The organism is Bacillus sp. RCC_6_1 (genome assembly GCF_041360755.1).
GTDB classification, from domain to species: domain Bacteria; phylum Bacillota; class Bacilli; order Bacillales; family Bacillaceae_G; genus Bacillus_A; species Bacillus_A cereus.
Genome location: NZ_JBFUPV010000013.1, coordinates 15,783 through 39,902, shown reverse-complemented (window position 1 = coordinate 39,902; position 24,120 = coordinate 15,783). Strand labels below are relative to the sequence as shown.

The following is a 24,120-nucleotide window of genomic DNA, read 5'->3' as shown; positions in this document are numbered from 1 at the left end:
AAGATTGTGTAACACGTGGCAACGTTTTCCTTGTAAAGATTAACCTGTATTTTTCCGAATGTTCAAAATACATTGTTTTTCAGATTTTTTACTCATATAATTTCATCTAAACACAATTTTTGAGGGGTGGACAGTACTATGAAAGAAATTCAAGTTGGGTTATTAGGTCTTGGGACAGTTGGCAGTGGTGTGGTTCGTATTATTACGGATCATCAAGAACGACTCATACACCAAGTAGGTTGTCCAGTGAAGGTAACGAAAGTATTAGTGCAAAACATTGAGAAAGAGAGAGAGGTAGAGGTACCTTCTACTCTATTAACACAAGATGCAAATGAAATTTTAGATAATCCAAATATTGATGTTGTCATTGAAGTGATGGGTGGCATTGATGATGCAAAATCATATATTTTACAAGCTTTAAAAAGCGGAAAGCATGTTGTAACTGCAAATAAAGATTTAATGGCATTACATGGAGCTGAATTATTAGCGACAGCAAAAGATAATAAGGCTGATTTATTCTATGAGGCGAGTGTGGCAGGGGGAATTCCAATTTTACGCAGTATCGTAGAAGGACTTTCCTCAGATCTTATTACGAAAGTAATGGGAATTGTAAATGGAACGACAAATTTTATTTTGACGAAAATGTCAGACGAAGGGAGAGCATATAACGACGTGTTAAAAGAAGCCCAACAACTTGGATTTGCAGAAGCAGATCCAACATCAGATGTAGAAGGTTTAGATGCAGCAAGAAAAATGACGATTTTAGCTACTCTCGGTTTCTCTACAAATGTAGAGCTTGGAGACGTGAAAGTAAAAGGGATTACCTCTATTACAGAGGAAGATATTGAATATAGTAAGAGCTTAGGTTATACAATTAAATTAATCGGTCTTGCAAAACGAGATGGTGAAAAATTGGAGGTTACAGTTGAACCAACTTTACTTCCAAATACACATCCTCTTGCGGCAGTACAAAATGAATATAACGCTGTGTATGTGTACGGTGAAGCAGTTGGGGAAACGATGTTTTATGGACCAGGCGCAGGAAGTTTACCAACAGCGACAGCTGTTGTTTCGGATTTAGTTGCTGTAATGCAAAATATTAGATTAGGGGTAACAGGAAATAGTGCTGTAGTCCCACAATATCAAAAAGTATTAAAAGAGCCAGACGAAATTGTCGTGAAAAAGTTTTTAAGACTGCATGTAAAAGACGAAATTGGTGTATTTGCAAAAATTACTTCATTGTTCTCTGAGCGCGGAGTTAGCTTTGAGAAAATTATTCAAATGCCGCTTGAAGAGAAAGGAAAGGCTGAAATTGTAATTGTAACGCATCGTGCGTCTCTTGCTGATTATGATTATATTCTACATACGTTGCAAGGGTATGAAGAAATAGATTGTTTGAAAGCGAACTATCGAATTGAAGGGGATGCTAAGTAGTATCCTTACCATAAAACAGAAAGAGCCTATTAAGCAGCTTGCTTAATAGGCTCTTTTCTATTTAAAATCTGCGTACCAACTTGAATAAATGCTTGGATAATCCAGCCTGTTGTAAAGGATAAGATGATTGTTCCAAAATAGATAGGTCCGTCTAATAAAAAGCTTAACGTTAAAAATAAAAAGGCTAATGAAATCTCTGTTCTTCTAAACGTCCATTTTTTCTTCTCAGCAACCGTTAAAACGAAAGCTTCTTGAGGCGCTGCGCAAAGGTTTGTAGAGACGTAAAGACCAATTCCAGCTCCAACGAATAGATTTCCGCAAATAAGTGTTATATATTTTGGAAGAGAGCGGATAGCGTCCATAATAGTTGTAATGGAACCAATCCAATCAACAAAAAGAGAAATAAGAACCATCGTTACAATTGTACCGCTTGTAATTTGTTTTTTATTCCAAAAGAGTACGGTAAGTGTAAAAGCAAAGTTAATCATGAAAATCCAAAAACCAATACTTATGCCAAAATTTTGATATAGTGCAATAAAGAAGGAATCATAAGGGCTAAGTCCAAAGGAAGTAATTGTCGTCATCATATTAATACCGATGGCAAGAATGAGTAAACCGCCAATGAAAAATATATATTCTAATTTGAATCGAAGCATAGTTGTATATCCTTTCTAAATGTATTTGCTAGGAAAGGATATATTGTGGAAAGCTTACCAGGTCAAGGGAGAATTTTTGTGAGAAGGGGAAAATGAGATGACAAATATAAGAAAGATTGCTGAACTTGCTGGAGTATCTGTTTCAACTGTTTCACGTGTACTAAATAATCATCCGTACGTAAATGAACAGAAACGAAAAGAAATTTTAGCGATTATAGAAGAATTAAATTACACGCAAAATGTGAATGCAATTCATTTAGTGAAAGGAAAAACGAATGTAATTGGCGTTTTATTGCCACACGTAAATGATCAATATTATAGCGCTATTATCGAGGGGATATCAAAAGAGACAGCAAAGAATAATTATAATATGATGCTTTGCCAGACGAATTATAGCGAAGAAAGAGAACTAGAAATTTTAAATATGTTAAAAATGAAAAAGCTTGATGGGGTTATTATTTGTTCTCGGGCAAATAGTAAGGAGAAGCTTGAAGAATATACAAAATTCGGCCCGATTGTTATGTGTGAAGAAATAGATTCAAAATACATTTCAAGTGTCCATATCGATTACTACAAAGTATTTTCACTTGGGATGAAAAGCTTAATAGATGCCGGTCATACACATATTGGATATTGTATTGGAAGAAGTAATAGTGTTAATAGCCAAAGACGAAAGAAGGCATATGAAGATTCGCTTCAACAGAGTATCGTAACACCGTTAGAGACCTGGAAATTTGAGGGTTGTTTTACAGTGGAAGATGGACGCAATGTAATTAGAGAATGGGCTCATATGTCAGTAAAACCGACGGCGTTCCTTGTATCTTGTAACCATATTGCAGCGGGGATGGTTACAGAAGCAAAAAAACAAGGAATTCGTATTCCAGAGGATATTACGATTATCGGGTGTGATGATCAAGAGGTGGCAGATATATTGGGTATAACGACGATTTCGCATTCTAGTAAAAACGTTGGAGTAAAAGCGTTTGAATTATTATATGAAAAGATTAATGAAGAGAAATTAGATGTGAAGCATATAGAGTTATTACCAGAGTTAGTAAATAGAGAAACGACGTAATTGAGAAGGTGTGAAAATCGCTTTTCAAAATTTCGTTTGGTATAATTATGGACAATCTATGAGGGCTAAAAGGGGTTTTGATATGAGATCAAAAGTAGTAAAAGTAATTCTACTCATTACAATTGCATCTTTCTGTTTATTTGCATATGGCTTTGTTTCAGGTGTAAATGATGTATTAAATCCGAAAGCTTCAAATTTAATTAAAAAGACCGATGTAGTGGCAAAAGAGAAAAAGAAAACGGGAACGTTACAAATCGTTAGTTTAGGTGATTCATTAACGCGTGGCGTTGGTGATAAAGAAGGAATTGGCTATGTTGGGCGAATGAAAGAGGATTTACAAAAAGATTATAAGCAAAAAATTGCATTAACAAATTTAGCAGTTAGTGGTGCAAAAATGCCCGATTTATTAAAACAAATTGAAAGTAATGGCGCTCAATATTCAATTAAGCAAGCAGATGTAATCGTGTTAACGATTGGTGGGAATGATTTGTTCCCAGGCTGGGAATCGCTTGGGAAAATAGATTTAGAGACGTATCGTCCTGACACAGAAACGTTTCAAAATGAAGCAAAGAAAATTATAGAAGAAATTCGTAAATTAAATACAGATAGTCCGATTTTTTGGCTTGGTTTATACAATCCTTTTGAAGATGTAGAAGATTTAAAAGGGTCTTCAAACATTGTTGTGGACTGGAATGCATCTTTAGAGAAGTTAGCGCTAAACGATAAAAATGTGTATATTACACCGACATTTGATTTATTCCAAAACCGTGGGAAAGATTTATTATACTCTGATCATTTTCATCCGAACGAAGTAGGTTATACGTATATGGCAGAACGTTTAGTTCAAAATGTTGTAAGTAAATTAAAACTAGAACAAGGAGGGGTAAAATGACGACGATACTTTCCGTACGAGATTTGAAGAAGGTAATTGGAAAGAAGACTCTTGTAGAGAATATTTCCTTTGATGTAAAGCAAGGAGAAGTGTTCGGATTCTTAGGACCAAATGGTGCTGGAAAGACGACTACCATTCGAATGTTAGTCGGATTGATTAAGGCGACAGAAGGTACGATTTCTATTGGTGGTTATTCGATTAAGGAAAATTTCAGAGAAGCGATGCGTCAAATTGGGAGTATCGTTGAAAACCCAGAGTTGTATACATATTTAACGGGATGGGAAAATTTAAAGCAATTTGCTCGTATGTTAGGTGATATATCAGATGAACGTATTATTGAAATTGCTGAAATGGTTCATTTAGATGAAAGAATTCATGACAAGGTAAAAACGTACTCACTTGGTATGAAACAACGCCTTGGAATTGCGCAGGCGCTCCTTGGGAATCCGAAATTGCTCATATTAGATGAGCCAACGAATGGTTTAGATCCAGCAGGGATTAGAGAACTTAGGGAATTTATACATAAGCTTGTAAAAGAAGAAAATATGAGCGTGTTTATTTCAAGTCACTTGCTAAGTGAAGTGCAAATGATATGCGATCGCGTTGCTATTATTCATAAAGGAAAGATGATAACAGTTGCCAAGGTTGAAGAATTAATTAAAACAGCAAGTGATCGTGTAGAATGGATTGTTACACCGATTTCTAAGGCGAAAGATATGCTAGAAGCGGCCGAAGAAGTAAGGGAAGTGAGTGTAGAAGGCGAGCGATTACTATGCCGCATGGATATTGCATCTATAAGTAGTTGGAATAAACACTTTGTCGAAAATGAAATAGATGTACATAGCGTTAAGGAGCTTGTATTTACGCTAGAAGATTTATTTATTGAACTCACAAGGGGTGAGCAGCATGCGTGAATTTGCGAATCTAGTTTTAAATGAATCAGAAAAGATTTACCGCAAGAAACGTATTTTTGTTGTCATGCTTATTTTAGCAATCTTGATCCCGCTTTTTGTGTATGCGCAGTATCGTGAAATAGAAACGACACAAAAAAGACTCGGTACAACTGATTGGAAGGTTTCATTGCAACAGCAAATTGTTGATTCTCAGAACCGGTTGAACAATTCTAGGTTGCCAGAAGAATGGCGTGATTGGTTAAAGGTAAGAGTTGAGCAACAACAATATTATTTAGATCATGATATTAATCCGATGGCACCGGGTGCACCGACTTTTGTCAGAGCATTTATTGAACAAGGAATTACATTATTTATTCCGCTTCTTGTAATGATTGTCGCCATTGATATCGTTTCAGGAGAACGAAGTGATGGGACGATGAAGATGTTACTTACGCGGCCGATTCGGCGCTGGAAAATACTCCTTAGTAAATACGTGACGATGTTATTTTTCATTTCGCTCATACTGTTTCTTGTAGGTTTGTTTGCTTACATATTATCAGGGCTTGTATTTGGGTACTCGGGATGGAATTTACCTGTTTTAACAGGATTCGTCATTGATAAGGAAACGTTAAATACGAACTTTGTGCATCTTATTCCGCAGTGGCAATACATCTTAATGGCGTATGGACTAGCCTGGTTTGTTGCTATCGTTGTCGGAACTATATCATTTATGGTCTCTGTTTTAATTCGTAATACACCAGCTGGTATGGGCGTTATGCTAGCTGCATTAATTGCAGGCGGTATTTTAAGCTCGTTCGCAACATCTTGGGAAGGTGCCAAATATATTTTTAGTGTGAATCTATCATTAACGGATTATTTATCAGGAAAATTACCTGCATTACAAGGTTTATCGATGGGATTTTCTTTGATGAATTTAACTGTTTGGGCAGTTGTTTCTCTTGTTATTTCGTTCGTAGTATTTACAAGACAGGATATGGTGAATTAATTAGACAGGAAGTGACAGTATGGAAAATGTTTTAAAGAATGATTGGGAGCCACTATTGGCACCAGAATTCGAGAAAGAGTATTATCTTACTCTATCCAGTTTTTTGACAGAAGAATACAGCACGCATGTTGTTTATCCGAAGGTAGAAGATATTTTTAACGCTCTTCAGTATACAAGTTATGAAAATACAAAGGTTGTTATTTTAGGACAAGATCCATATCATGGACCGAATCAAGCGCATGGTTTAAGCTTTTCTGTGCAACCTGGTGTTAAAACACCACCGTCATTGTTAAATATGTATAAAGAACTTCGAGATGAATATGGTTATGAAATCCCGAATAACGGTTATTTAGTAAAATGGGCGGAACAAGGAGTATTATTACTAAATACCGTATTAACAGTTCGTCAAGGCGAAGCAAATTCTCATAAGGGAAAAGGATGGGAGCACTTTACAGATCGTGTAATTGAACTGTTGAATGAACGTGAAAAGCCAGTTATTTTCATATTGTGGGGGCGCCATGCGCAGGCGAAGAAGAAGTTAATTACGAATCCGAATCATCATATTATCGAATCTGTACATCCAAGCCCATTATCGGCAAGACGTGGTTTCTTTGGTAGTAAGCCATATTCTAAAGTAAATACGATTTTAGCTAATATGGGCGAAAGAGAAATTGATTGGGAAATTCCAAATTTATAATAATAAAAAGGTAGTTAACAGTCGTTAACTACCTTTTTATTATTATTGTTGCTCGTTCTTTAATTTTGCATCTAGTACAAAAGTGCCAAATGGGATAACTGATGAAACAAATGCTCCAAGTGCCCATAAAATTGATTTACGGTGTACGATTGTTACTTGAATTACTGCAAAGATGAATAGAATAAATAGAACACCATGAGCCATGCCTGTAATTTTAACAGCTGTTGCAAATCCTGCGAAATATTTCAATGGCATTGCTACAAATAATAGTAATAGGAAAGAAATACCCTCAACTAGTCCAATTGCTCTTAATCGTCCGATTGGTGTAGATAACATAAAGTAGCCTCCTTTAACGTATGCTTGTATATGGTAAATTTGTATTCTTTTTCAAAATAAAATAGTCTATTTTGTTTCATTATATACAAAAAGAAAGTTTACACTACGAGAATAGTGCAAAGTTCAAAATATAGTCACAAAAGCATGAGAATTTAAATAAAAACCTATTTGAAGTATTTGACTTCAAATAGGTTTTGTGAATGAAAATATTAAACAAGTACATCCGTTTTTAAAACGAATTTCTCTACAACTTTTGCAACACCATCGTTCATATTTGTATCTGTTACGTAGTTTGCAATTTCTTTAATATCATCAGGTGCATTGCCCATTGCAACGCCAAGACCAGCAAATTCAATCATCGCTTGGTCGTTATAGCTATCGCCCATTGCGATAACTTCTTCACGCTTAATGCCAAGCTTTTGGATCAGTTTGTTTAAGCTCGTTCCTTTTGTAACACCAGCTTCAGTAAATTCTAAGAAGAATGGTTTCGAACGCATCACGCTTAATTGGCCTTCTAGCTGTTTTTGTAGTTTTTTTTCAACTTTAACAAGGCGTTCAGCTTCTTTATTCATTAATACTTTTACTACGGGCTCTTTAACTGCAGCTTTAAAGTCATCTACTACAACAATTGGCATACCAGTAATATCGCCCTCAATTTCAGTATAAGGATTATTTTCTTCCGTTACGATATCATCGCCCATATAAGTATGAATCCATACATCTTCAGTTTGACTAATTTCAAATAGGTTGTGAACGATTTCAGGAGATAGTGTACTACTAAAGATTTCTTCGTTTGTTTTACAGTTAATAATTTTTGCACCATTAAAAGATAAAATGAAACTGCCGTATTCTTCTAAACGAAGTTCTTTCGCTACATTGCGCATACCGAACGTTGGACGTCCAGAAGCAAGTACAACCTTTACGCCTTGCTCTTGTGCAGTCATTAACGCTTCTTTCGTACGAGGTGAAATAGTATGGTCATCACGTAATAAAGTATCATCTAAATCTAAAACAATCATTTTATAAGTCATATAGAAAATTCCTTTCTTTAATTGAAATCAAAATACATGTTCATGAAGAGATTGAGGAATAATAGTAAGACATCAAACCTCTTTGAAAAGAAGTAGATAAATTATTATGAGTGTGTTGCTCATAATATTGGTTAATAATCATTGGGGATGAATAAAACCCCAATGATTAAAGTTTGATTTTATCGTAACAACTCTAAAGGTAGAGTGCAATAATGGAAGTTTTCCAATTTAAGATATTTGTTTTGCTGTGGAACGAGAAAATAGTATTTCTAGCAAGATTGCCATTACAGATCCAAGAACGAGACCATTACTTAAAAACGATGCTAGAAATGGTGGAAGTGTGGAATATGCTCCTGCTGGAACAAACATAACTCCGACTCCCGTAAAGATTGAAAGACCGGCTACTTTAAATAATCGTTCTTTATCCTGGACAGTTTCGTATTCTCGAAAGGCGAGGCCAATCATGCTTGCGAATACAGGATAAATAGCGGCATAACCAACTGCAACAGGGATTGCTGCAAAGAATGAAGTAATCTTTGGAAATATACTAACGACAATAATAAAGCTTGACCCTAATATAAACGGGAGACGTTTATAAATATTAGTCGTTGCAATAAAACCTGCTGATCCAGAAATAGCGACAGGCCCAATAGCTGAAAATAGGCCGCCTAGCAATTGGTTGATTCCTGTTATAATGCCAGCTTGTTTAAAACGATCTGATGCAGCGTTTTCTTCATATTTAGAGACAACCTTTTGTACAACGCGAATACTTGCTAACATATTTGTTAGAAGTAAGAGCGTAACGAAAATGACCGTAATTACCATGTTCCATTCAACACGAGGCATTCCGAAAACAAATAAGGATGGAAAACGGATTATGTCTGTCACTGGTGTTATTGGATTAGATAATCCGAAGCATGCGAATAATATCCAGCCGCATACGATACTGAAAAGAACGGAATATTGTCCAATAATAGGTAGCTTCATGATGAAAAAGGATAGTAAAATAACAATGAGTGAAAGAATAAATACGTTAGGTTGTACTTCTGTATGTTTTCCATCAAGGCCAAACATTCCCTTTAAGAAGGAGCCACTAAGCTGCGCGACAAGAAGAAATAAATACGTTCCAATGACTGTCGGTGTAAAATAGCGAACGAGTTTATCAATAAGTCCAAAAACGCTAAGAATAATACAAATAATACCACTTAATAAGAAAGCATATTGAAGAACTTTAAGTGTCTCATTATTTGATCCAAATAGTACGACGCCTAAACTTGCGTAAAGGGAGAAAATTCCCCACCAAAGGCCAGCAGGACCTTCTTGAATAGGAAGTTTATGCCCAAATATAGCTTGCAAGAGACCAGCAAAACCTAGAACAAATAATGTTCTTTGTACAAATGCGATGGCTTCAGCGCCATTAAGACCATAACTAGTTGCGACACTAATTGGTACAATAAGGCTTCCAGCTAAAATAAATAGTGCCCATTGTAAGGCGGAAAGAAATGTCTTCATTATATCAACCTCTTTCATAGATTCCGTATCTAGTATATACGTATTTTATTTCCACTGGCAAAGATTGTAGATAGAGAAAAGAGTTGAAACACAGTATGAATGCACGTAAGCAATTATGGATAGCAGTTATATGTATGACTTTTGTTGTAATTCTAGGAACGATAGGATTTATGACGATTGAAGAGATTAGTTTGTTTCAAGCATTTTGGATGACAATGATTACTGTATTGACTGTTGGATACGGAGATGCCGTTCCTGTAACGCAAACGGGGAAAGTATTTGCGCTTCTTATTATTCCTGTTGGCGTAGGTATTGTTACGTATGCAATTGGGGTAGTGGCAGCTATGATTATTGAAGGGAATTTATTTCATGCAGTACGGAGGAAGAAGATGGATAAACAAATAGCGCAGTTGAAAAATCATATTATAGTATGTGGTTGCGGTAGAGTGGGGCTTCAAGTTGTACATGAATTGCAAGAAAAGAATATTCCATTTGTCGTTGTTGATAAAGATGAAAGTATATTGGAGCAGGAAAAGCTTTTATTTGTACATGGAGATGCAACGGAAGATCAAGTATTACATAATGCCGGAATTTTAAAAGCAGCTGGTTTAGTTGCTATTGTTGCAAATGATGCCGAAAATGTATTTATTACATTAACAGCAAGAGGGTTAAACGATACGATTAAAATTGTGGCGAGATCTGAAAAGCCAGAAACTGAAGAGAAATTAAGGCGTGCTGGTGCAAATAAGGTTATTAATCCATCTAGTATGGCGGGTATTCATATCGCAAAAGGTATTGCAAATCCATTAACCGTTCATTATATTGATACAGTGTTGTATGGAGTAGAACAGTCATTTGTCATTGAAGAAATTCTAGTTGGAAAAGATTCAATATTAGTTGGTAAATCGTTACTAGAGAGTAATGTAAGGAATCAGTTTGATGTAACAATATTAGCGATTTCAAGAAATGGGAATATTATACATAATCCGGCAGGGCAGGAAAAATTGAAAGAACGTGATATGATAATAGTATTTGGTTCAGTAGAAAAATTGGGACAATTCGAGAAAGAATTACAAAGTACGAGGTGATAAGGAATGCAAATATCTAGCGACAAGATTTTAAATAAAATGGCGAATGAAATTGCGAAGGCAAAAAGTAGTGAAGGACAAAAGTCAAAAGAACATTTATTAGTTGTGCGTGCTTTATGTGACTTATTATTAGATGAACAAGTTGAAACATCTACATATAGAGAACCGAAAATTCAATCGCAAGTAATTGGATCACAACCAGTAACAACTATGCAACCAATTGCACCTGTTTCTGGGGAGCCAGTATATATAAAAGAAAGTGATGCAAACGGTAATTCTTTATTTGATTTTTAGAAGATAAATCGTTTGGCTTATATGCAAAAATTGCTTATGATAAAGGTAAAAAAGGGGAATTAAGATGAAAATTTTCTTTTTACTAGGTTGTATTGCAGCGGGGCTATCTGTTGCGTTAGGGGCCTTTGGAGCACACGGTTTAGAAAATAAAATTTCTGCAAAAATGTTAGAAGTTTGGAAAACAGGCGTTACATATCAAATGTTTCATGCAGGTGGACTATTCGTAGTTGCTTTATTGATGGATAAGGTTCAATCATCACTTTTAACTACTGCTGGTTGGCTAATGGTAGCTGGAATTATTATGTTCTCAGGTAGTTTGTATGCATTAAGTACGACAGGCATTAAGTTCTTTGGTCCAATTACACCTCTTGGTGGTGTAGCGTTTATTGTGGCGTGGATTCTAGTAGGGACTGCAGTTGTAAAAGGATTATAAAAAAACAAAAGCTGGCATTTGCCAGCTTTTTTTATGGTCTTGGAGTATAAGTTGCTTGTTGACTAGGTAAATACGTAATTTCTTCTGGAAACTCTACGTAATCTAAGTAGATCATTAGTAGTAAATAGCGTTTTCCTGATTGTGGTTCACTAATAACAATATGGTCACGGCCAGCTGCTTCAATAATACCTGTATAAGATTGTGTACCAAGGGAACTGCCACGTTCATAAGTCATTACAACCGTAGCTTGCTTACCTTTGTTTAAACGAAGGATATTTTCAATATAGGATTGCTCTAGAGGTAACATGCCTTGAGAAATTGCATATTGAGCTTGCGCAGCTTGAGCTGTTTGTTGTTGCATCGCTTGCTGCTGTTGTTGAGTCATTTGTTGCGGTTGTACATAAGTTCCAGATGGTTGATAAAAACCTGTTCCATAGTACGGATTTTGTTGCTGTGCCATTCAAAAATCCCTCCTCATTTTTATTCCTTAATATACGCTAGGGCAGTCTCCAGCAGATGGCTGGAAGAAGCAGTGCTTTTTAAAGCGACCAGAGTTTTGTTGGTTATACCAAGTTGGTGGACATGCCCCTTCAGGTCTAAAGAACCATAAGGCAAAGTTGGCAGGCCAAAAACGTTGCCCTTGAATGGTCCGTCTCGCTAGGGCAATATCTTGTTCACGTGCCCGTTGATAAAAGTATCCTTTTTGCGTTGCTTCAAAACCGCCGGGGTTTTGATAAACCATTTGACGTAAATTACGAATGCTTTTAAAGTCTAAACAATTTCCGCGGACACGATTTACCCCAACGTTTCCGACCATTAACATTCCTTGTTGTCCTTCTCCTTCGGCTTCAGCACGCATCAGTCTAGCTAACAACTTTACATCTTCTTCGTTATAAGCAATAACTCCCATTATGTGTCACCTCTCTTTTTGGAATACCTTTTGGAAAGAGGTTTATCTCTAGATGAAGTGTGTAACAATTACTAGTTCATACGTATGAGGAAAAGGGCTCAGATATGACAACCAAACGAAGTTTTACATTGAGAGCGGAAAATAAAAAAAGCTAGCGTGAGCCAGCTTTTTTATTAAAAAACTTTAGACCATAAGTTTGAGAAGAAATCACCAATAGAGCGCATTGTTAACACAAACCAATTTGCTTTTTCAACTTCCTCTGTCGTTTTTGCAGTAACTTTCATACTTTTACTACCGTCTAAGAAACCATATTTATCAGTTGATTCTAAAGTAATTGAGCCTACTTTGGCATCTTTCTTAATAGGAGCAACTAAATGTCCATCTTCAGCAAGAGATTTATCTAATTCAGTCCCAATTTTATAAGGTTCTTTGCTACCTTTTTTCGCAATTACTGTTATTTCTTTTTCGGGTGCAACAGTTACTTGGTCTTCTTTCCCTTTTACTACAGAGATTGTATTGTTCTTATTAACTTTTAGTTTTTGTTTTTCAAAGTTATTAAATCCATATTCGATTAATTCACGAGATTCTGTGAAACGTTCATCCATTGATTTTGTTTTAATAATAACCGAGATAAGACGTACATCACCACGTTTAGCAGTAATAGTAAATCCGTATCCAGCTGTATCAGAACTTCCAGTTTTTAAACCATCAGTACCTTCATAAGCGAAAGCAGCTCCTGGTAACATCCAATTCCAGTTTTCCATACGAATTGGTTTTGGGTGATTGTCTGGGAAGTTTCTAAATCTTTGTTTTGTATCCTCTAGCATTTCTGGATACTTTGTAATCATTGCTTTTGAAAGCATACCCATATCACGAGCTGACATAGAGTTTTCTGCATTTGGATCAGTACCCTCAGGATGTTTTCCTTTTAAGTCAGCGTTATTTAAGCCCGTAGCGTTTACAAATTTATATTTCTTTAATCCTAGCTTTTTAGCATGTTCATTTGCAAGATTTAAGAAGTTTTTCTCACTTCCTGCAAGAAGTTCTGCTAAAGCGATACTAGATCCATTTGCAGAGAATATAACAATAGAATGATATAATTCTTTTACAGTATATTGACGTCCTTTTTCGAACGGTACATTAGAGAATTCATTATTACGAGAGACTTCATAAGCGTAATCAGAAATATTTACTTTCGTATCCCATGTGATTTTTCCTTCTTTAATTGCTTCTAAAACAGCGTAAACAACAATTAATTTCGACATACTAGCAATAGCTAGCAATTCATCTGGATTTTGCTCGTGAAGTATTTTTCCTGTATCTGCATCAAATAAAAGTGCAGCGGCTGCCTCAATATGTATTTTTTCTTCCGCATGGGATGTTGTTACTCCTAAGGAAGAAATTGACAATACAAGCAATAGTAAAATAGACAAAATTTTTTTCATATAGATTATCACCTTCGCATCGTTATTTAGCATATAGCTCGTATCATTTTAGCATATCTTTACATATAAAAAGGTTACAATTTTACAATAAATTTGAAAAAATGTCGGTTTTTCTTCAAAAGTGCAGAAAAAAGGGGATTTTTGAGGATAAATATAGAGAAGAATAAAAAAAGGAACGAATTTCGTTCCTTTTCACCATTTATATGTGTAAAAATTTCTCTACTTTTTCGTCTGGTAAAATGTTTCCAACGAAGAATGTTCCAAATTCACCATAACGAGCACTTACTTCATCGAAGCGCATTTCATATATAAGTTTTTTAAATTGAAGAACATCGTCAGCGAATAATGTTACGCCCCATTCGAAATCGTCGAATCCAACAGATCCTGAAATCACTTGGCGTACTTTACCTGCGTATTGACGGCCAATTTTACTATGACTGTACATCATTTTTTTACGCTCTTCCATAGGAAGCATGTACCAGTTGTCATCACCTTGGCGACGCTTATCCATTGGATAGAAGCAAATATGATTTGCTTTCGGCAATTCAGGATATAAGCGAGCTAAAATTTGCGGGTTTTGGTATGGATCCTCATCAGCTGGAAGATAGTTGCTTAATTCAACAACAGATACGTAAGAATATGCAGGAACCATATATTCAGCTAAAGTTGTTTTATTCAATTCTGTCTCAATTTCATTTAACTCTTCCATTGTTGGACGTAAAATCATAAGCATAATATCAGCTTTTTGGCCAACAACTGTATACATTGCGTGACTACCTTTTTTCGCAGTAGCTACTTCGTTCCATTTTTCAACGACATTTAAAAATTCAGACACTGCTTGTCCGCGTTCGTCGCTAGATAATGTTTTCCATGCAGCCCAATCAATAGAACGTAAATCATGTAAACAATACCAGCCATCTAACGTTGTTGTTGCTTCACTCATTCTATTCACCTCAGTTAATGATAGTTTTACACGTTAACTATAGCATATATAGTTTTAAAATCATCTATGTAAAACCTTGGCGCATAAAATTGTCACATTTAAGTGTTTAAGCAAGGTGAATTTAACGGCTGAATTTTATGAAAATATAATCATTTTTATTTTATCTATTTTTTGGGAGCTATAAGTTTAAAATATAGAAGAAAAGCAGTATTCTTAAAGATAGAGTTTTTTTAACATATGTAGGAGGGTTTATTCGTGAGCAACTTATTTACAACAGTAAAAGAAAAAGTTCAAGGAAAAGGCATTTCTATCGTACTTCCTGAAGGAACTGATGAAAGAATTTTAGGCGCTGCAGAGCGTTTAGCAAAAGAAGAGTTAGTAAAACCAATCTTAGTTGGTAATAGAGAAGAAATTAGCGCAAAAGCTGCTAGCATGAATTTAACATTAGCAGGCGTTGATATTTACGACCCAGCTACATACGAAGAAATGGATGCAATGGTAGCATCTTTCGTTGAACGCCGTAAAGGTAAAGCAACTGAAGAAGACGCTCGCAAAATCCTTAAAGACGAAAACTACTTCGGTACAATGCTTGTATACATGGGCAAAGCACACGGTCTAGTAAGTGGTGCAGCTCACTCTACAGCTGATACAGTTCGTCCAGCACTTCAAATTATTAAAACAAAACCAGGCGTTACAAAAACTTCTGGCGTATTCATCATGGTACGTGAAGAAGAGAAATATGTATTCGCTGATTGCGCAATTAACATTGCACCAAACAGCCAAGATTTAGCTGAAATCGGTATCGAAAGTGCGAAAACTGCTGAGTTATTCGGCATTGATCCACGCGTTGCTATGTTAAGCTTCTCTACAAAAGGTTCTGCGAAATCTCCAGAAACAGAAAAAGTTGTAGAAGCAACTCGCATTGCAAAAGAAATGGCTCCTGAGTTAACTTTAGATGGAGAATTCCAATTCGATGCTGCATTCGTACCATCTGTAGCTGAGAAAAAAGCTCCAGGTTCTACAATTAAAGGTGATGCTAACGTATTCGTATTCCCAAGCTTAGAAGCTGGTAATATCGGCTACAAAATCGCTCAACGTTTAGGTAACTTCGAAGCAGTAGGACCAATCTTACAAGGCTTAAACATGCCTGTAAATGACCTATCTCGTGGATGTAACGAGGAAGAAGTGTACAAGTTAGCTTTAATTACAGCAGCTCAAGCACTTTAATTCTATAATGAATTGAAATAAAGACCGTCGCTATTATAGCGACGGTCTTTATTTTTCTAAACCAAGTGCTTTATTATTACGATCAATAATACGTTGTAAATTCGTCTCATATAAAGGAATCTCATCTATTGTTAATTGAGATGGTGTTAACTTTGGAGCGAATTGCTGCAATGTTTTTAAAAGACGCATCATTAAATCTTGTACTGTAATGGTTTCACCAAGTAATTCTGAGAGTGAGGCCATCGTACTTGGTACAATTTCAGGGTACGTAAAGCGTGTTTCTTCCCCTTGAATTGCTAGGTTGTAGAAATCACGAACGAGTGCGGCACGCTCAGAGCCACTTCCGGTAGCGCAGAGATAGATTTGGACAGCGACACCTCCGCGAATACGACGTTGTGAAATACCAGCGAATTTTTGATCGCGAATACTTAAGTCATAACTACCAGGACAGTAAGAGCCGACAATTTCTTTTGCCTCGATAGTAACGTCGTAATCCTTTAACATCTCCTTAATCAAATGCCACATTGTATCGTATCCAAGGTCAATATCGATACCTTTTTCTGTTTCTTGGAATAAAAGTGATACGTTTAAAACACCTTCATCAAGCACGACCGCAAGCCCGCCAGAATTACGGACAATAACATTGAAGTTGTTTTGTTTTAAAAAAGAAATACCTTCTTCTAAATGCGGAAGGCGTGAATCTTGAATGCCAAGGACAATTGTATTGTGATGAACCCATGAACGCATTGTTGCCGCTGACTTGCCATTTCCAATGCTTGTGCATAATGTGTCATCCATTGCGAATGACTGAAGTGCATGGAATGTTGGTCCTAAACTAGATTGATCTACAATGCGCCACTCTGGCTGAGATAAAATGGAACGGGAATTGCTCATATAACTAACCCCTTATCTTTAAAATGACAATCTCTATTATAGCAAAAAATGAAGAATGGAGTTTTCTCACATATAAAGGGGGAGCTTATAGGTGAAATAATAAAAAGGATGCATTACATGCATCCTTTTTATTCTGCAATTTTTTCTAAATTACCGTTTCGGTCCATTCGGAAAGATGTTTGAGAACGTTCTTCGTCATCCATGACTGCCAATTTACGAGCTCGGTTCATAATGTTCATAAGTGTTTCGTAATCTTCTTGTACAGTATGAGATTGCTTTTCTAATTTTTCTAGTTTCTTTTCTAGTTCCTCATTCCGAAGGATTTGTGCTTTAATTTCTTGTTTCAATCTCGTATTCTCGTTTTCAAGAGCTGTCACTTTTATATTTGAAGATCCGACTGTTTGTAAAAAATAAATAACATCTTGCATTGTCATAGAGCTTCTTGCAGCAGGAGCAGTAGATTCTTGATATGGAATAGCTTCTTTATATTGTACGATTGATTCTTCTTGTACTAATTCTTCATAATCAGTTATCGAATCTGAAGCTGGTGGTGTATAAAGTAAACGTTTTTTCGCTTGTTCACCGCTTGCAGCACGCATTTTATCTTTACGATGTTTTTTTGCTAGTTGAAGAGCTTGTTCATAGCTATAGCGAACAACAGCATTCCAGCGGAAACCACAAGCAGCAGATGTACGATTTAACTGATCCCCTACTTCCTCAAATGCATTTAATTGCGTACTTCCTTCTCTAACATGACGAAGTACCGTTTCAGCAAGTAATAAATCATCCTCATCTGTCCAAGCATCTTGTCTTACTTTCATAGATTCAACTCCCTTTCTTTTTATGAACTTCCTATTTTTATAATGGGCAAAAAAATAAACTTTTATACAAAGCTTTTAAAAATATGGTAGATTTCGATGAAAGGTAAAAATTTTCCCATGAATGGTGAGCGCTTCTGTAGGAGAGCATATAAAATATGTAGCATTATGTAGAGAATAGGCTTTGTAGGGAAACTTGCAACGAGCTTCAAAGAGCGGTAAAATACCATTTAGTGTTTATTTTTAAACGTACTTGAGAAAAGTTTAAAATAGAGGAAGTGTTATATAATGGGAAACGAGTTTCGCGTGTGCGATGACTGTCAGGCAACGAACGTTAAAACGTTAGTTCCGAAGTTAAAAAAAGTAGATTCATGTGCAACGATTGAAGTTGGATGTCAGTCTTACTGTGGTCCTGGTCGTAAAAAATCATTCGCATTTGTAAATAACCGTCCAGTTGCGGCTCCAACAGAAGATGAGTTAATCGCAAAAATTGAAGCAAAGTTAAATAAGTAAGAAAAAGAAGAGTGAAAAGATTACTCTTCTTTTTTATGCCCATAAGAGGAATAATTTATTCTGCGAAAGTACTCTTGTATGGACGAACGTTTTCTAAAGGATAGACACAACTTTTGTATTAAAATTCCAATTTGTATAAATTTATATTTCAAAATAATGGTTGACAGTCTTTTAAAGCGATAGGTAGAATAGAAGTGTCTGATTCTGAGAATCATTATCAGGAAAATAACAATTCACCTAATTTTTTTATTACTATTTGAGAATAAATTTCATTTCAATAAATATATGTTGTTAGTTAGGATGGTTGAGGGATGGAAGCGAGCGCAAGCAGTATAGAACAGCAAGAAGAGAATGTTAAAGAGATTAAGAGCAGACCGCTTATCGCTTCTATTATTTTAGTAGCGGGTACAGTTTTGTTAGCTTTAAGCATGGCAGTTTCTATTTCTTTTGGGGCTGCAGATATTAGTTTAAAGACTGTATGGCAAGCTGTATTTCAGTTTGATGGATCTATTACACATCATAATGTAATTCAAGAGCTTCGCATGCCTAGAGCAATAGGGGGCGTAGTTGCAGGTGCCTTTTTAGCGGTATCAGGAGCAATTATGCAAGGTATGACGCGAAATCCACTTGCTTCGCCATCGTTAATGGGGATTACAGATGGGGCTGTATTTGGAATTGCAATTATGTATGCATTTTTTCCTAATTCACCTTATTTAATGTTTGTTATCGCATCTTTTATTGGAGCTGCGTTTGGTGCAAGCATTGTATATGGAATTGGGTCTTCTTCACCAGGTGGATTAACACCTGTGAAATTAGCTTTAGCAGGTGCAGCTATTAGTGCTTTATTAGGGGCGATTTCATCTGGAATCGCATTGTATTTCAATCTTGCCCAAGAGGTAAGCATGTGGAATGCAGGCGGAGTTGCTGGAGTGAAATGGCAAAGTATTAATATGTTAGTGCCAATTGGCCTTGTTTGTCTTTTTATCGCAATTATGATGTCGAGATATATTACAATTTTGAGCTTCGGTGAAGAAATTGCAATTGGACTTGGTCAAAATACGACATTAATTAAATTTATCGGAACAGTACTTGTTCTTGTTTTAACGGGTTCCGCAGTTTCCATGGCAGGATCAGTTGGATTTGTTGGTCTTGTAATTCCGCATATGACTCGTTTTCTTGTAGGCTCGGACTATAGATGGGTTATTCCATGTTCTGCGGTCTTAGGCGGGCTGTTAATTGAATGTGCAGATATGTTATCTCGCGTTATTAACCCGCCATTTGAAACGCCAATTGGAGCAATTACAGCGCTAATTGGGGTTCCATTCTTCCTCTACTTAGCACGTAATGAAGGGAGAGGAAAGATGTGAGGACGAGTGTCTTAACAAAAAAGAACATTTCTATATTAACGATTTTAGTAGGACTAATCGTTTCTATATTTCTTATTAGTTTAAATACAGGAACTTTTAAAATCCCGCCAATGGACGTATTAAAGTCATTGGTTGGACTAGGGGCTGAAGATCAGTCTGTTATTTTATTTGAATTCCGTATGCCGCGTATGGTAATTGCTATACTAGTCGGATCTGCTTTAGCTATGTCAGGTGCGATTTTGCAAGGTTTATCACGAAATCCGCTTGCTGATCCAGGTATTATAGGTATTAATGCTGGAGCGGGATTAACAGTTGTTATATTCGTCTACTTCTTCTTCGGGAAAGTAGGGACTGGTACATTTTTATCTGTATTCATTCTTCCATTCTTTGCACTAGTTGGAGCGATATTAGCAGCGGTAATTATTTATTTACTAGCATGGAAAGACGGCGTTTCATCGACTCGATTAATACTTGTCGGTATTGCCGTTGCAGCTGGATTTGGAGCTGTTAGTTTAATTTTCTCTATGAAGATGACATCTAACGATTTTCGTTTTGCTACGATTTGGCTGGCGGGAAGTCTATGGGGTACAGATTGGAAATTCGTATTAAGTGTACTTCCATGGATGGTTATTTTCTTACCGCTTGCTATAAGTAAAGCACACATATTAAATGTAATGAACCTAGGCGATTCTACAGCAGTTGGCCTTGGTGTAAACGTAGAAAAAGAAAGACGTAAATTATTATTTATTGCAGTTTGTTTAGCAGGTGCATCTGTTGCTGTTGCGGGCGGAATTGGCTTTATCGGTTTAATGGCCCCGCATTTAGCAAGGCGCCTTGTTGGTGGTAAACATCAAATTATGTTGCCCACCGCTGCGCTAATAGGAACGTTTTTACTTTTATTCGCAGACGTAATTTCAAGAAGTGTATTAACAACTTCAGAAATACCAGTCGGTCTTGTTATTTCTGTAATTGGTGCACCATATTTCATTTATTTACTTATGAGGACAAAATAAAGGGAGGCTTTTCGTATGGCAACTTTAGCGGTGGATGCGGTATCTGTTGGCTATAATGAAGGTTTAATTATTGACGGGTTAACAGTTGAAATTCCGGAAGGGAAAATTACAACAATTATTGGACCAAATGGTTGTGGGAAGTCCACATTATTAAAAACGGCGTCTCGTATTTTGAAGGCAAAGCAAGGTACTGTTTATCTCGACGGAAAAGCAATTGAGAAACAGCCAACGAAAGAAATTGCAAAGAAAATGGCGATTTTACCACAAACTGCAGAAGTGCCAACGGGTCTTACTGTATTTGAGCTTGTGTCATATGGAAGATTCCCTCATCAAAAAGGGTTTGGCACGTTGAAAGAAGAGGATTATCGCTACATTAACTGGGCACTTGAAGTGACAGGAATGAAAGAATTTGCGAATCGTCCAGCAGAAGCGCTATCAGGTGGCCAACGTCAACGTGTTTGGATCGCAATGGCTCTTGCACAAGGAACAGAATTACTTGTATTGGATGAACCAACAACGTACTTAGATATGGCTCATCAATTAGAAGTATTAAACTTATTGAAAAAGTTAAATGAAGAAGAAGGTAGAACGATTGTTATGGTTATCCATGACTTAAACCACGCTTCTCGTTTCTCTGATCATATGATTGCATTAAAAGCAGGTAAGTTAATGAAACAAGGAACGCCAGATGAAGTTATGACAAGTGAAACACTTCGTAACGTATTTGAGATTGAAGCTCAAATCGTTCCATGTCCAGTAAACTGTAAGCCAATTTGTTTAACATATGATTTAGCGATGATTAGTAATCAATTGCGTAAAAAAGCATAAGTAGAACCCCCTCGTAAAGAGGGGGAATTCTAATGGACGTTGAGCTTCTTATATAAGAATGGGAAGTTGAACGCCCGTTAGAATGGGTTGTTAACAACAATTAATAAATATATATTAATTAATTGTTATATTTGTTTCTTATAGTTCATTGTAACTTATAAGATAAATACAGCTAGAAGGAGTGGGAACATGAAGAATTTTAAAATGGCACTATTAGCAATGGTACTAGTTGTGACTTCTGTACTATTTGCAGCTTGTTCTAACAAAGAAGAAGAAAAGAAAGCAGATGCAAAGACTGAAGAGCGCACTGTAAAACATGCAAAAGGGGAAATTAAAATTCCTGCAAACCCAAAGAAAATTGCTGACCTTAGTGGTTCAACAGAAGAATTATTAATTTTCGGTATGAAACCGGTTATTACTGCTAATACATCTCAAGAAAAAATTGATGCACATATTGAAAAGAAACTAAAAGACGTTAAACCAGTTGGTTCTGCTTGGGGCGATAAAATTAACATTGAAGCAGTAGCTGCTGCAAAACCAGATTTAATTCTTGTAAATAATCGTCAAGAAAAGATTTATGATCAATTATCTAAAATTGCACCAACAGTTATGTTAAACACTCCATTAGATCAATGGCGTCCAAAATTCGAAGAAGTAGGTCAAATCTTCGGTAAAGAAAAAGAAACAAAAGAATGGTTCAAAAAGTATGATGAAAAAGCAAGCAAATTACATGACAAAATCGTCGCTAAAACTGGTGAAGCAACATTTATGAAAATGGCTGCATATCCAAATGCTTTCCGCGTATATGGTGATTACGGTTACGGTAGCGTAATCTTTAATGATTTAAAACTACCAGCAGTTAAAGGTACACCAACTGATAAACCGTTAGTACAAGTACAAAAAGAAGCTTTAATCGATTACAACCCAGATTACTTATTCGTATTTACAACTGGTGACGGTTCTCAGCGCTTAAAAGAATTCCAAGAAGAATCAATTTGGAAAAACATGAACGCTGTTAAAAATAACCACGTATTTACAATTAAAAATGAAGACTTAAACAAAGGTTACTTCCCACTAGGGAAAGATATGATCTTAGACGAAGTTGCTGAATTCGTTTTAGGTAAATAATGTATAAAGGAAATCACTTTTACTTCGGTAAAGGTGATTTTTTCTTTTTATAAAGGGAATTAATACAGTCTTTCATTTCTTTCTGTTTCTCATTTCGTTTATAATATAAAGTAAGAATGTAGTAAAGAAAGGGGGATGTCGGAAAGTGGTATATTTAAACGACAAACTCAGCGAAACAAAAGTGTTTAAAGACCCAGTACATAAATATGTGCACGTGCGTGATCGTGTTATTTGGGATTTAATCGGAACGAAAGAATTTCAACGCTTGCGCCGTATTAAGCAGCTTGGAACGACATTTTTTACATTTCACGGTGCAGAGCATAGTCGCTTTACTCATTCGTTAGGTGTATACGAAATTATTCGTCGTATGATTGATGATGTGTTTGATGGCAGACCAAATTGGAATGCTGAAGATAGATTGTTATGTTTATGTGCGGCATTACTTCATGATGTCGGTCACGGCCCATTTTCTCACTCGTTTGAAAAAGTATTTTCATTAGATCATGAGAAATTTACGCAAAAGATTATCGTAGGCGATACGGAGATTAATGATGTATTAAGTCGTGTTGATAAGGAGTTTCCACAAAAGGTAGCAGATGTAATTGCAAAAACATCTACTAATAAATTAGCGATTAGTATGATTTCCAGCCAAATTGATGCGGATCGTATGGATTATTTATTAAGAGATGCTTATTTTACAGGCGTAAAGTACGGAAACTTCGATATGGAACGTATACTGCGTGTAATGCGTCCGTATGGGAATCAAGTAGTCATTAAAAATAGTGGTATGCATGCTGTTGAGCATTACATTATGAGTCGTTATCAAATGTATTGGCAAGTATATTTCCACCCGGTAACGCGAAGTGCAGAAGTTATTTTAACGAAGATTTTACACCGTGCGAAATCACTGCACGAGAAGTATTATACATTTAAAAATCATCCTGTTCATTTCTATTCTTTATTTGAAGAAGAAGTAACAGTAGAGGATTATTTAAAGTTAGACGAGAACGTTATGTATTACTACTTCCAAGTATGGCAGGAAGAAGAAGATTCAATTTTAAGCGATTTATGCCGCCGTTTTATGAATCGAAATCTATTTAAATATGTAGAGTTTACAGATAAACACGGTTTAGATAATTGGATGGAATTAAGTAGTTTATTTAAAAAGATTGGACTTGATCCGGAGTATTATTTAGTAGTTGATTCAACATCAGACTTACCGTATGACTTTTATCGTGCAGGAGAAGAAGAAGAGCGTCTACCAATCCTACTTCTTATGCCAAACGGAGAGCTTAGAGAGCTTTCACGTGAGTCGGACATTGTTGAGGCGATTACAGGTAAGAAAAGAACGGATCAAAAGCTATTCTATCCACATGATTTAATCTATGAAGATGGAAGAAAAGGAAAATATAAAGAGAGAATTATTGAGTTGTTAGAAGGAAAGAAATAAGAAGCAGCTAATGGCTGCTTCTTATGAAAAAACTTGAAATTATTTGTCACTTAAGCGTTTTCCGCCAACTGCATAATGGTTTTTAGACATTTCTTCGATGAAAACAACGATGTTTTCTTCAGGAGCACCAGTTGTTTCGCTTACTGCTGCTGTTACTTTCTCAGCAAGAGCTTTCTTTTGTTCTTCTGTGCGTCCTTCTAGCATTTTCACTGTTACGTATGGCATGTACAATCGCTC

Annotated in this window: 27 protein-coding genes; 16 read left to right on the top strand and 11 right to left on the bottom strand. The window is 36.1% G+C overall.

All coding sequences use genetic code 11. The annotated features are described in order from the left end of the window. Positions 1-138 precede the first annotated feature (138 nt). The gene (locus AB6801_RS25280) at positions 139-1,434 is read left to right on the top strand and encodes a homoserine dehydrogenase (RefSeq protein WP_000659109.1); all 1,296 of its coding nucleotides are present in this window, start codon (positions 139-141) and stop codon (positions 1,432-1,434) included. Positions 1,435-1,463: 29 nt separating this feature from the next. On the opposite strand, the gene AB6801_RS25275 is transcribed toward AB6801_RS25280, so the two are convergent. Beyond that, entirely contained in the window at positions 1,464-2,090 is a 627-nt protein-coding gene (locus AB6801_RS25275) for a YczE/YyaS/YitT family protein (RefSeq protein ID WP_097999222.1), read from the bottom strand. Positions 2,091-2,187: 97 nt separating this feature from the next. On the opposite strand from AB6801_RS25275, the gene AB6801_RS25270 reads away from it, so the two are divergent. The 5 genes from AB6801_RS25270 to AB6801_RS25250 are packed head-to-tail and all read left to right on the top strand — an operon-like array spanning position 2,188 to position 6,653. Further along, entirely contained in the window at positions 2,188-3,165 is a 978-nt protein-coding gene (locus AB6801_RS25270) for a LacI family DNA-binding transcriptional regulator (RefSeq protein WP_000181969.1), read from the top strand. A 10-nt stretch (positions 3,166-3,175) separates the two neighbouring features. Next, the gene (locus AB6801_RS25265) at positions 3,176-4,057 is read left to right on the top strand and encodes an SGNH/GDSL hydrolase family protein (protein WP_002022849.1); all 882 of its coding nucleotides are present in this window, start codon (positions 3,176-3,178) and stop codon (positions 4,055-4,057) included. Continuing rightward, complete coding sequence (locus tag AB6801_RS25260; RefSeq protein WP_000207720.1) at positions 4,054-4,971, top strand: ABC transporter ATP-binding protein; 918 nt, start codon at positions 4,054-4,056, stop codon at positions 4,969-4,971. The genes AB6801_RS25265 and AB6801_RS25260 overlap by 4 nt, the downstream gene beginning before the upstream one ends. Beyond that, positions 4,964-5,956, top strand: coding sequence for an ABC transporter permease subunit (locus AB6801_RS25255; protein WP_001206477.1), 993 nt, complete (start codon positions 4,964-4,966; stop codon positions 5,954-5,956). The genes AB6801_RS25260 and AB6801_RS25255 overlap by 8 nt, the downstream gene beginning before the upstream one ends. A 19-nt stretch (positions 5,957-5,975) precedes the next feature. After that, complete coding sequence (locus tag AB6801_RS25250) at positions 5,976-6,653, top strand: uracil-DNA glycosylase (protein WP_000432520.1); 678 nt, start codon at positions 5,976-5,978, stop codon at positions 6,651-6,653. A 42-nt stretch (positions 6,654-6,695) separates the two neighbouring features. Here AB6801_RS25250 and AB6801_RS25245 read toward each other — a convergent pair whose 3' ends face one another. From AB6801_RS25245 to AB6801_RS25235, 3 genes are all read right to left on the bottom strand, one after another. Further along, positions 6,696-6,989 carry a DUF3817 domain-containing protein gene (locus tag AB6801_RS25245; RefSeq protein WP_000953396.1) on the bottom strand — a complete coding sequence of 98 codons (294 nt, stop codon included), beginning with the start codon at positions 6,987-6,989 and terminating at the stop codon, positions 6,696-6,698. A gap of 209 nt (positions 6,990-7,198) precedes the next feature. Then, positions 7,199-8,020 carry a Cof-type HAD-IIB family hydrolase gene (locus tag AB6801_RS25240; RefSeq protein WP_000221399.1) on the bottom strand — a complete coding sequence of 274 codons (822 nt, stop codon included), beginning with the start codon at positions 8,018-8,020 and terminating at the stop codon, positions 7,199-7,201. A 228-nt stretch (positions 8,021-8,248) separates the two neighbouring features. Beyond that, a complete protein-coding gene (locus AB6801_RS25235) occupies positions 8,249-9,532 on the bottom strand; it encodes a purine/pyrimidine permease (RefSeq protein WP_000847044.1) in 1,284 nt (427 codons plus the stop codon). A gap of 95 nt (positions 9,533-9,627) precedes the next feature. Between AB6801_RS25235 and AB6801_RS25230 the strand changes: the two genes are divergently transcribed. From AB6801_RS25230 to AB6801_RS25220, 3 genes are all read left to right on the top strand, one after another. After that, positions 9,628-10,620: a potassium channel family protein gene (locus tag AB6801_RS25230; RefSeq protein WP_000993988.1), complete on the top strand. Its 993-nt coding sequence runs from the start codon at positions 9,628-9,630 to the stop codon at positions 10,618-10,620. Positions 10,621-10,626: 6 nt separating this feature from the next. Next, on the top strand, positions 10,627-10,914 hold the full coding sequence (locus tag AB6801_RS25225) for a YwdI family protein (RefSeq protein ID WP_001167349.1): 288 nt from the start codon (positions 10,627-10,629) through the stop codon (positions 10,912-10,914). 64 nt (positions 10,915-10,978) lie between these two features. Beyond that, positions 10,979-11,347 carry a DUF423 domain-containing protein gene (locus AB6801_RS25220; protein ID WP_000688315.1) on the top strand — a complete coding sequence of 123 codons (369 nt, stop codon included), beginning with the start codon at positions 10,979-10,981 and terminating at the stop codon, positions 11,345-11,347. A 31-nt stretch (positions 11,348-11,378) separates the two neighbouring features. Here the strand turns inward: AB6801_RS25220 and gerQ are convergent, their stop codons facing one another. The 4 genes from gerQ to hemQ all read right to left on the bottom strand — a co-directional run bounded on the left by gerQ (position 11,379) and on the right by hemQ (position 14,645). Next, on the bottom strand, positions 11,379-11,807 hold the full coding sequence (gene gerQ / locus AB6801_RS25215) for a spore coat protein GerQ (RefSeq protein WP_000068652.1): 429 nt from the start codon (positions 11,805-11,807) through the stop codon (positions 11,379-11,381). 27 nt (positions 11,808-11,834) lie between these two features. Further along, a complete protein-coding gene (gene cwlJ, locus AB6801_RS25210) occupies positions 11,835-12,257 on the bottom strand; it encodes a cell wall hydrolase CwlJ (protein ID WP_000538167.1) in 423 nt (140 codons plus the stop codon). Positions 12,258-12,430: 173 nt separating this feature from the next. Next, a complete protein-coding gene (locus tag AB6801_RS25205; RefSeq protein WP_000722867.1) occupies positions 12,431-13,702 on the bottom strand; it encodes a serine hydrolase in 1,272 nt (423 codons plus the stop codon). A 199-nt stretch (positions 13,703-13,901) separates the two neighbouring features. Continuing rightward, positions 13,902-14,645 carry a hydrogen peroxide-dependent heme synthase gene (gene hemQ, locus AB6801_RS25200; protein WP_001287595.1) on the bottom strand — a complete coding sequence of 248 codons (744 nt, stop codon included), beginning with the start codon at positions 14,643-14,645 and terminating at the stop codon, positions 13,902-13,904. Positions 14,646-14,900: 255 nt separating this feature from the next. On the opposite strand from hemQ, the gene pta reads away from it, so the two are divergent. After that, positions 14,901-15,872: a phosphate acetyltransferase gene (pta, locus tag AB6801_RS25195; protein ID WP_000067225.1), complete on the top strand. Its 972-nt coding sequence runs from the start codon at positions 14,901-14,903 to the stop codon at positions 15,870-15,872. A 48-nt stretch (positions 15,873-15,920) separates the two neighbouring features. Here the strand turns inward: pta and lipL are convergent, their stop codons facing one another. Together lipL and AB6801_RS25185 are read right to left on the bottom strand one after the other, a co-directional pair. After that, positions 15,921-16,766: an octanoyl-[GcvH]:protein N-octanoyltransferase gene (gene lipL, locus AB6801_RS25190; protein WP_000071949.1), complete on the bottom strand. Its 846-nt coding sequence runs from the start codon at positions 16,764-16,766 to the stop codon at positions 15,921-15,923. Positions 16,767-16,894: 128 nt separating this feature from the next. Beyond that, positions 16,895-17,587: an RsfA family transcriptional regulator gene (locus AB6801_RS25185; RefSeq protein WP_000868358.1), complete on the bottom strand. Its 693-nt coding sequence runs from the start codon at positions 17,585-17,587 to the stop codon at positions 16,895-16,897. 285 nt (positions 17,588-17,872) lie between these two features. Between AB6801_RS25185 and AB6801_RS25180 the strand changes: the two genes are divergently transcribed. From AB6801_RS25180 to AB6801_RS25155, 6 genes are all read left to right on the top strand, one after another. Beyond that, a complete protein-coding gene (locus AB6801_RS25180) occupies positions 17,873-18,097 on the top strand; it encodes a YuzB family protein (protein ID WP_000526078.1) in 225 nt (74 codons plus the stop codon). A gap of 311 nt (positions 18,098-18,408) precedes the next feature. Further along, positions 18,409-19,464: a FecCD family ABC transporter permease gene (locus tag AB6801_RS25175; RefSeq protein WP_000388296.1), complete on the top strand. Its 1,056-nt coding sequence runs from the start codon at positions 18,409-18,411 to the stop codon at positions 19,462-19,464. Further along, entirely contained in the window at positions 19,461-20,477 is a 1,017-nt protein-coding gene (locus AB6801_RS25170) for a FecCD family ABC transporter permease (RefSeq protein WP_001260757.1), read from the top strand. Before AB6801_RS25175 ends, AB6801_RS25170 begins: the two co-directional genes overlap by 4 nt. Before the next feature lie 15 nt (positions 20,478-20,492). Further along, the gene (locus AB6801_RS25165) at positions 20,493-21,305 is read left to right on the top strand and encodes an ABC transporter ATP-binding protein (protein WP_000212068.1); all 813 of its coding nucleotides are present in this window, start codon (positions 20,493-20,495) and stop codon (positions 21,303-21,305) included. A gap of 189 nt (positions 21,306-21,494) precedes the next feature. Continuing rightward, complete coding sequence (locus AB6801_RS25160; RefSeq protein WP_000787724.1) at positions 21,495-22,433, top strand: ABC transporter substrate-binding protein; 939 nt, start codon at positions 21,495-21,497, stop codon at positions 22,431-22,433. A gap of 145 nt (positions 22,434-22,578) precedes the next feature. Beyond that, positions 22,579-23,883, top strand: coding sequence for an HD domain-containing protein (locus AB6801_RS25155; RefSeq protein ID WP_000262731.1), 1,305 nt, complete (start codon positions 22,579-22,581; stop codon positions 23,881-23,883). Between the two features lie 39 nt (positions 23,884-23,922). Here the strand turns inward: AB6801_RS25155 and AB6801_RS25150 are convergent, their stop codons facing one another. After that, positions 23,923-24,108, bottom strand: a complete 186-nt coding sequence (locus AB6801_RS25150; protein ID WP_001147171.1) for a 2-hydroxymuconate tautomerase — start codon at positions 24,106-24,108, stop codon at positions 23,923-23,925. Positions 24,109-24,120 lie beyond the last annotated feature (12 nt).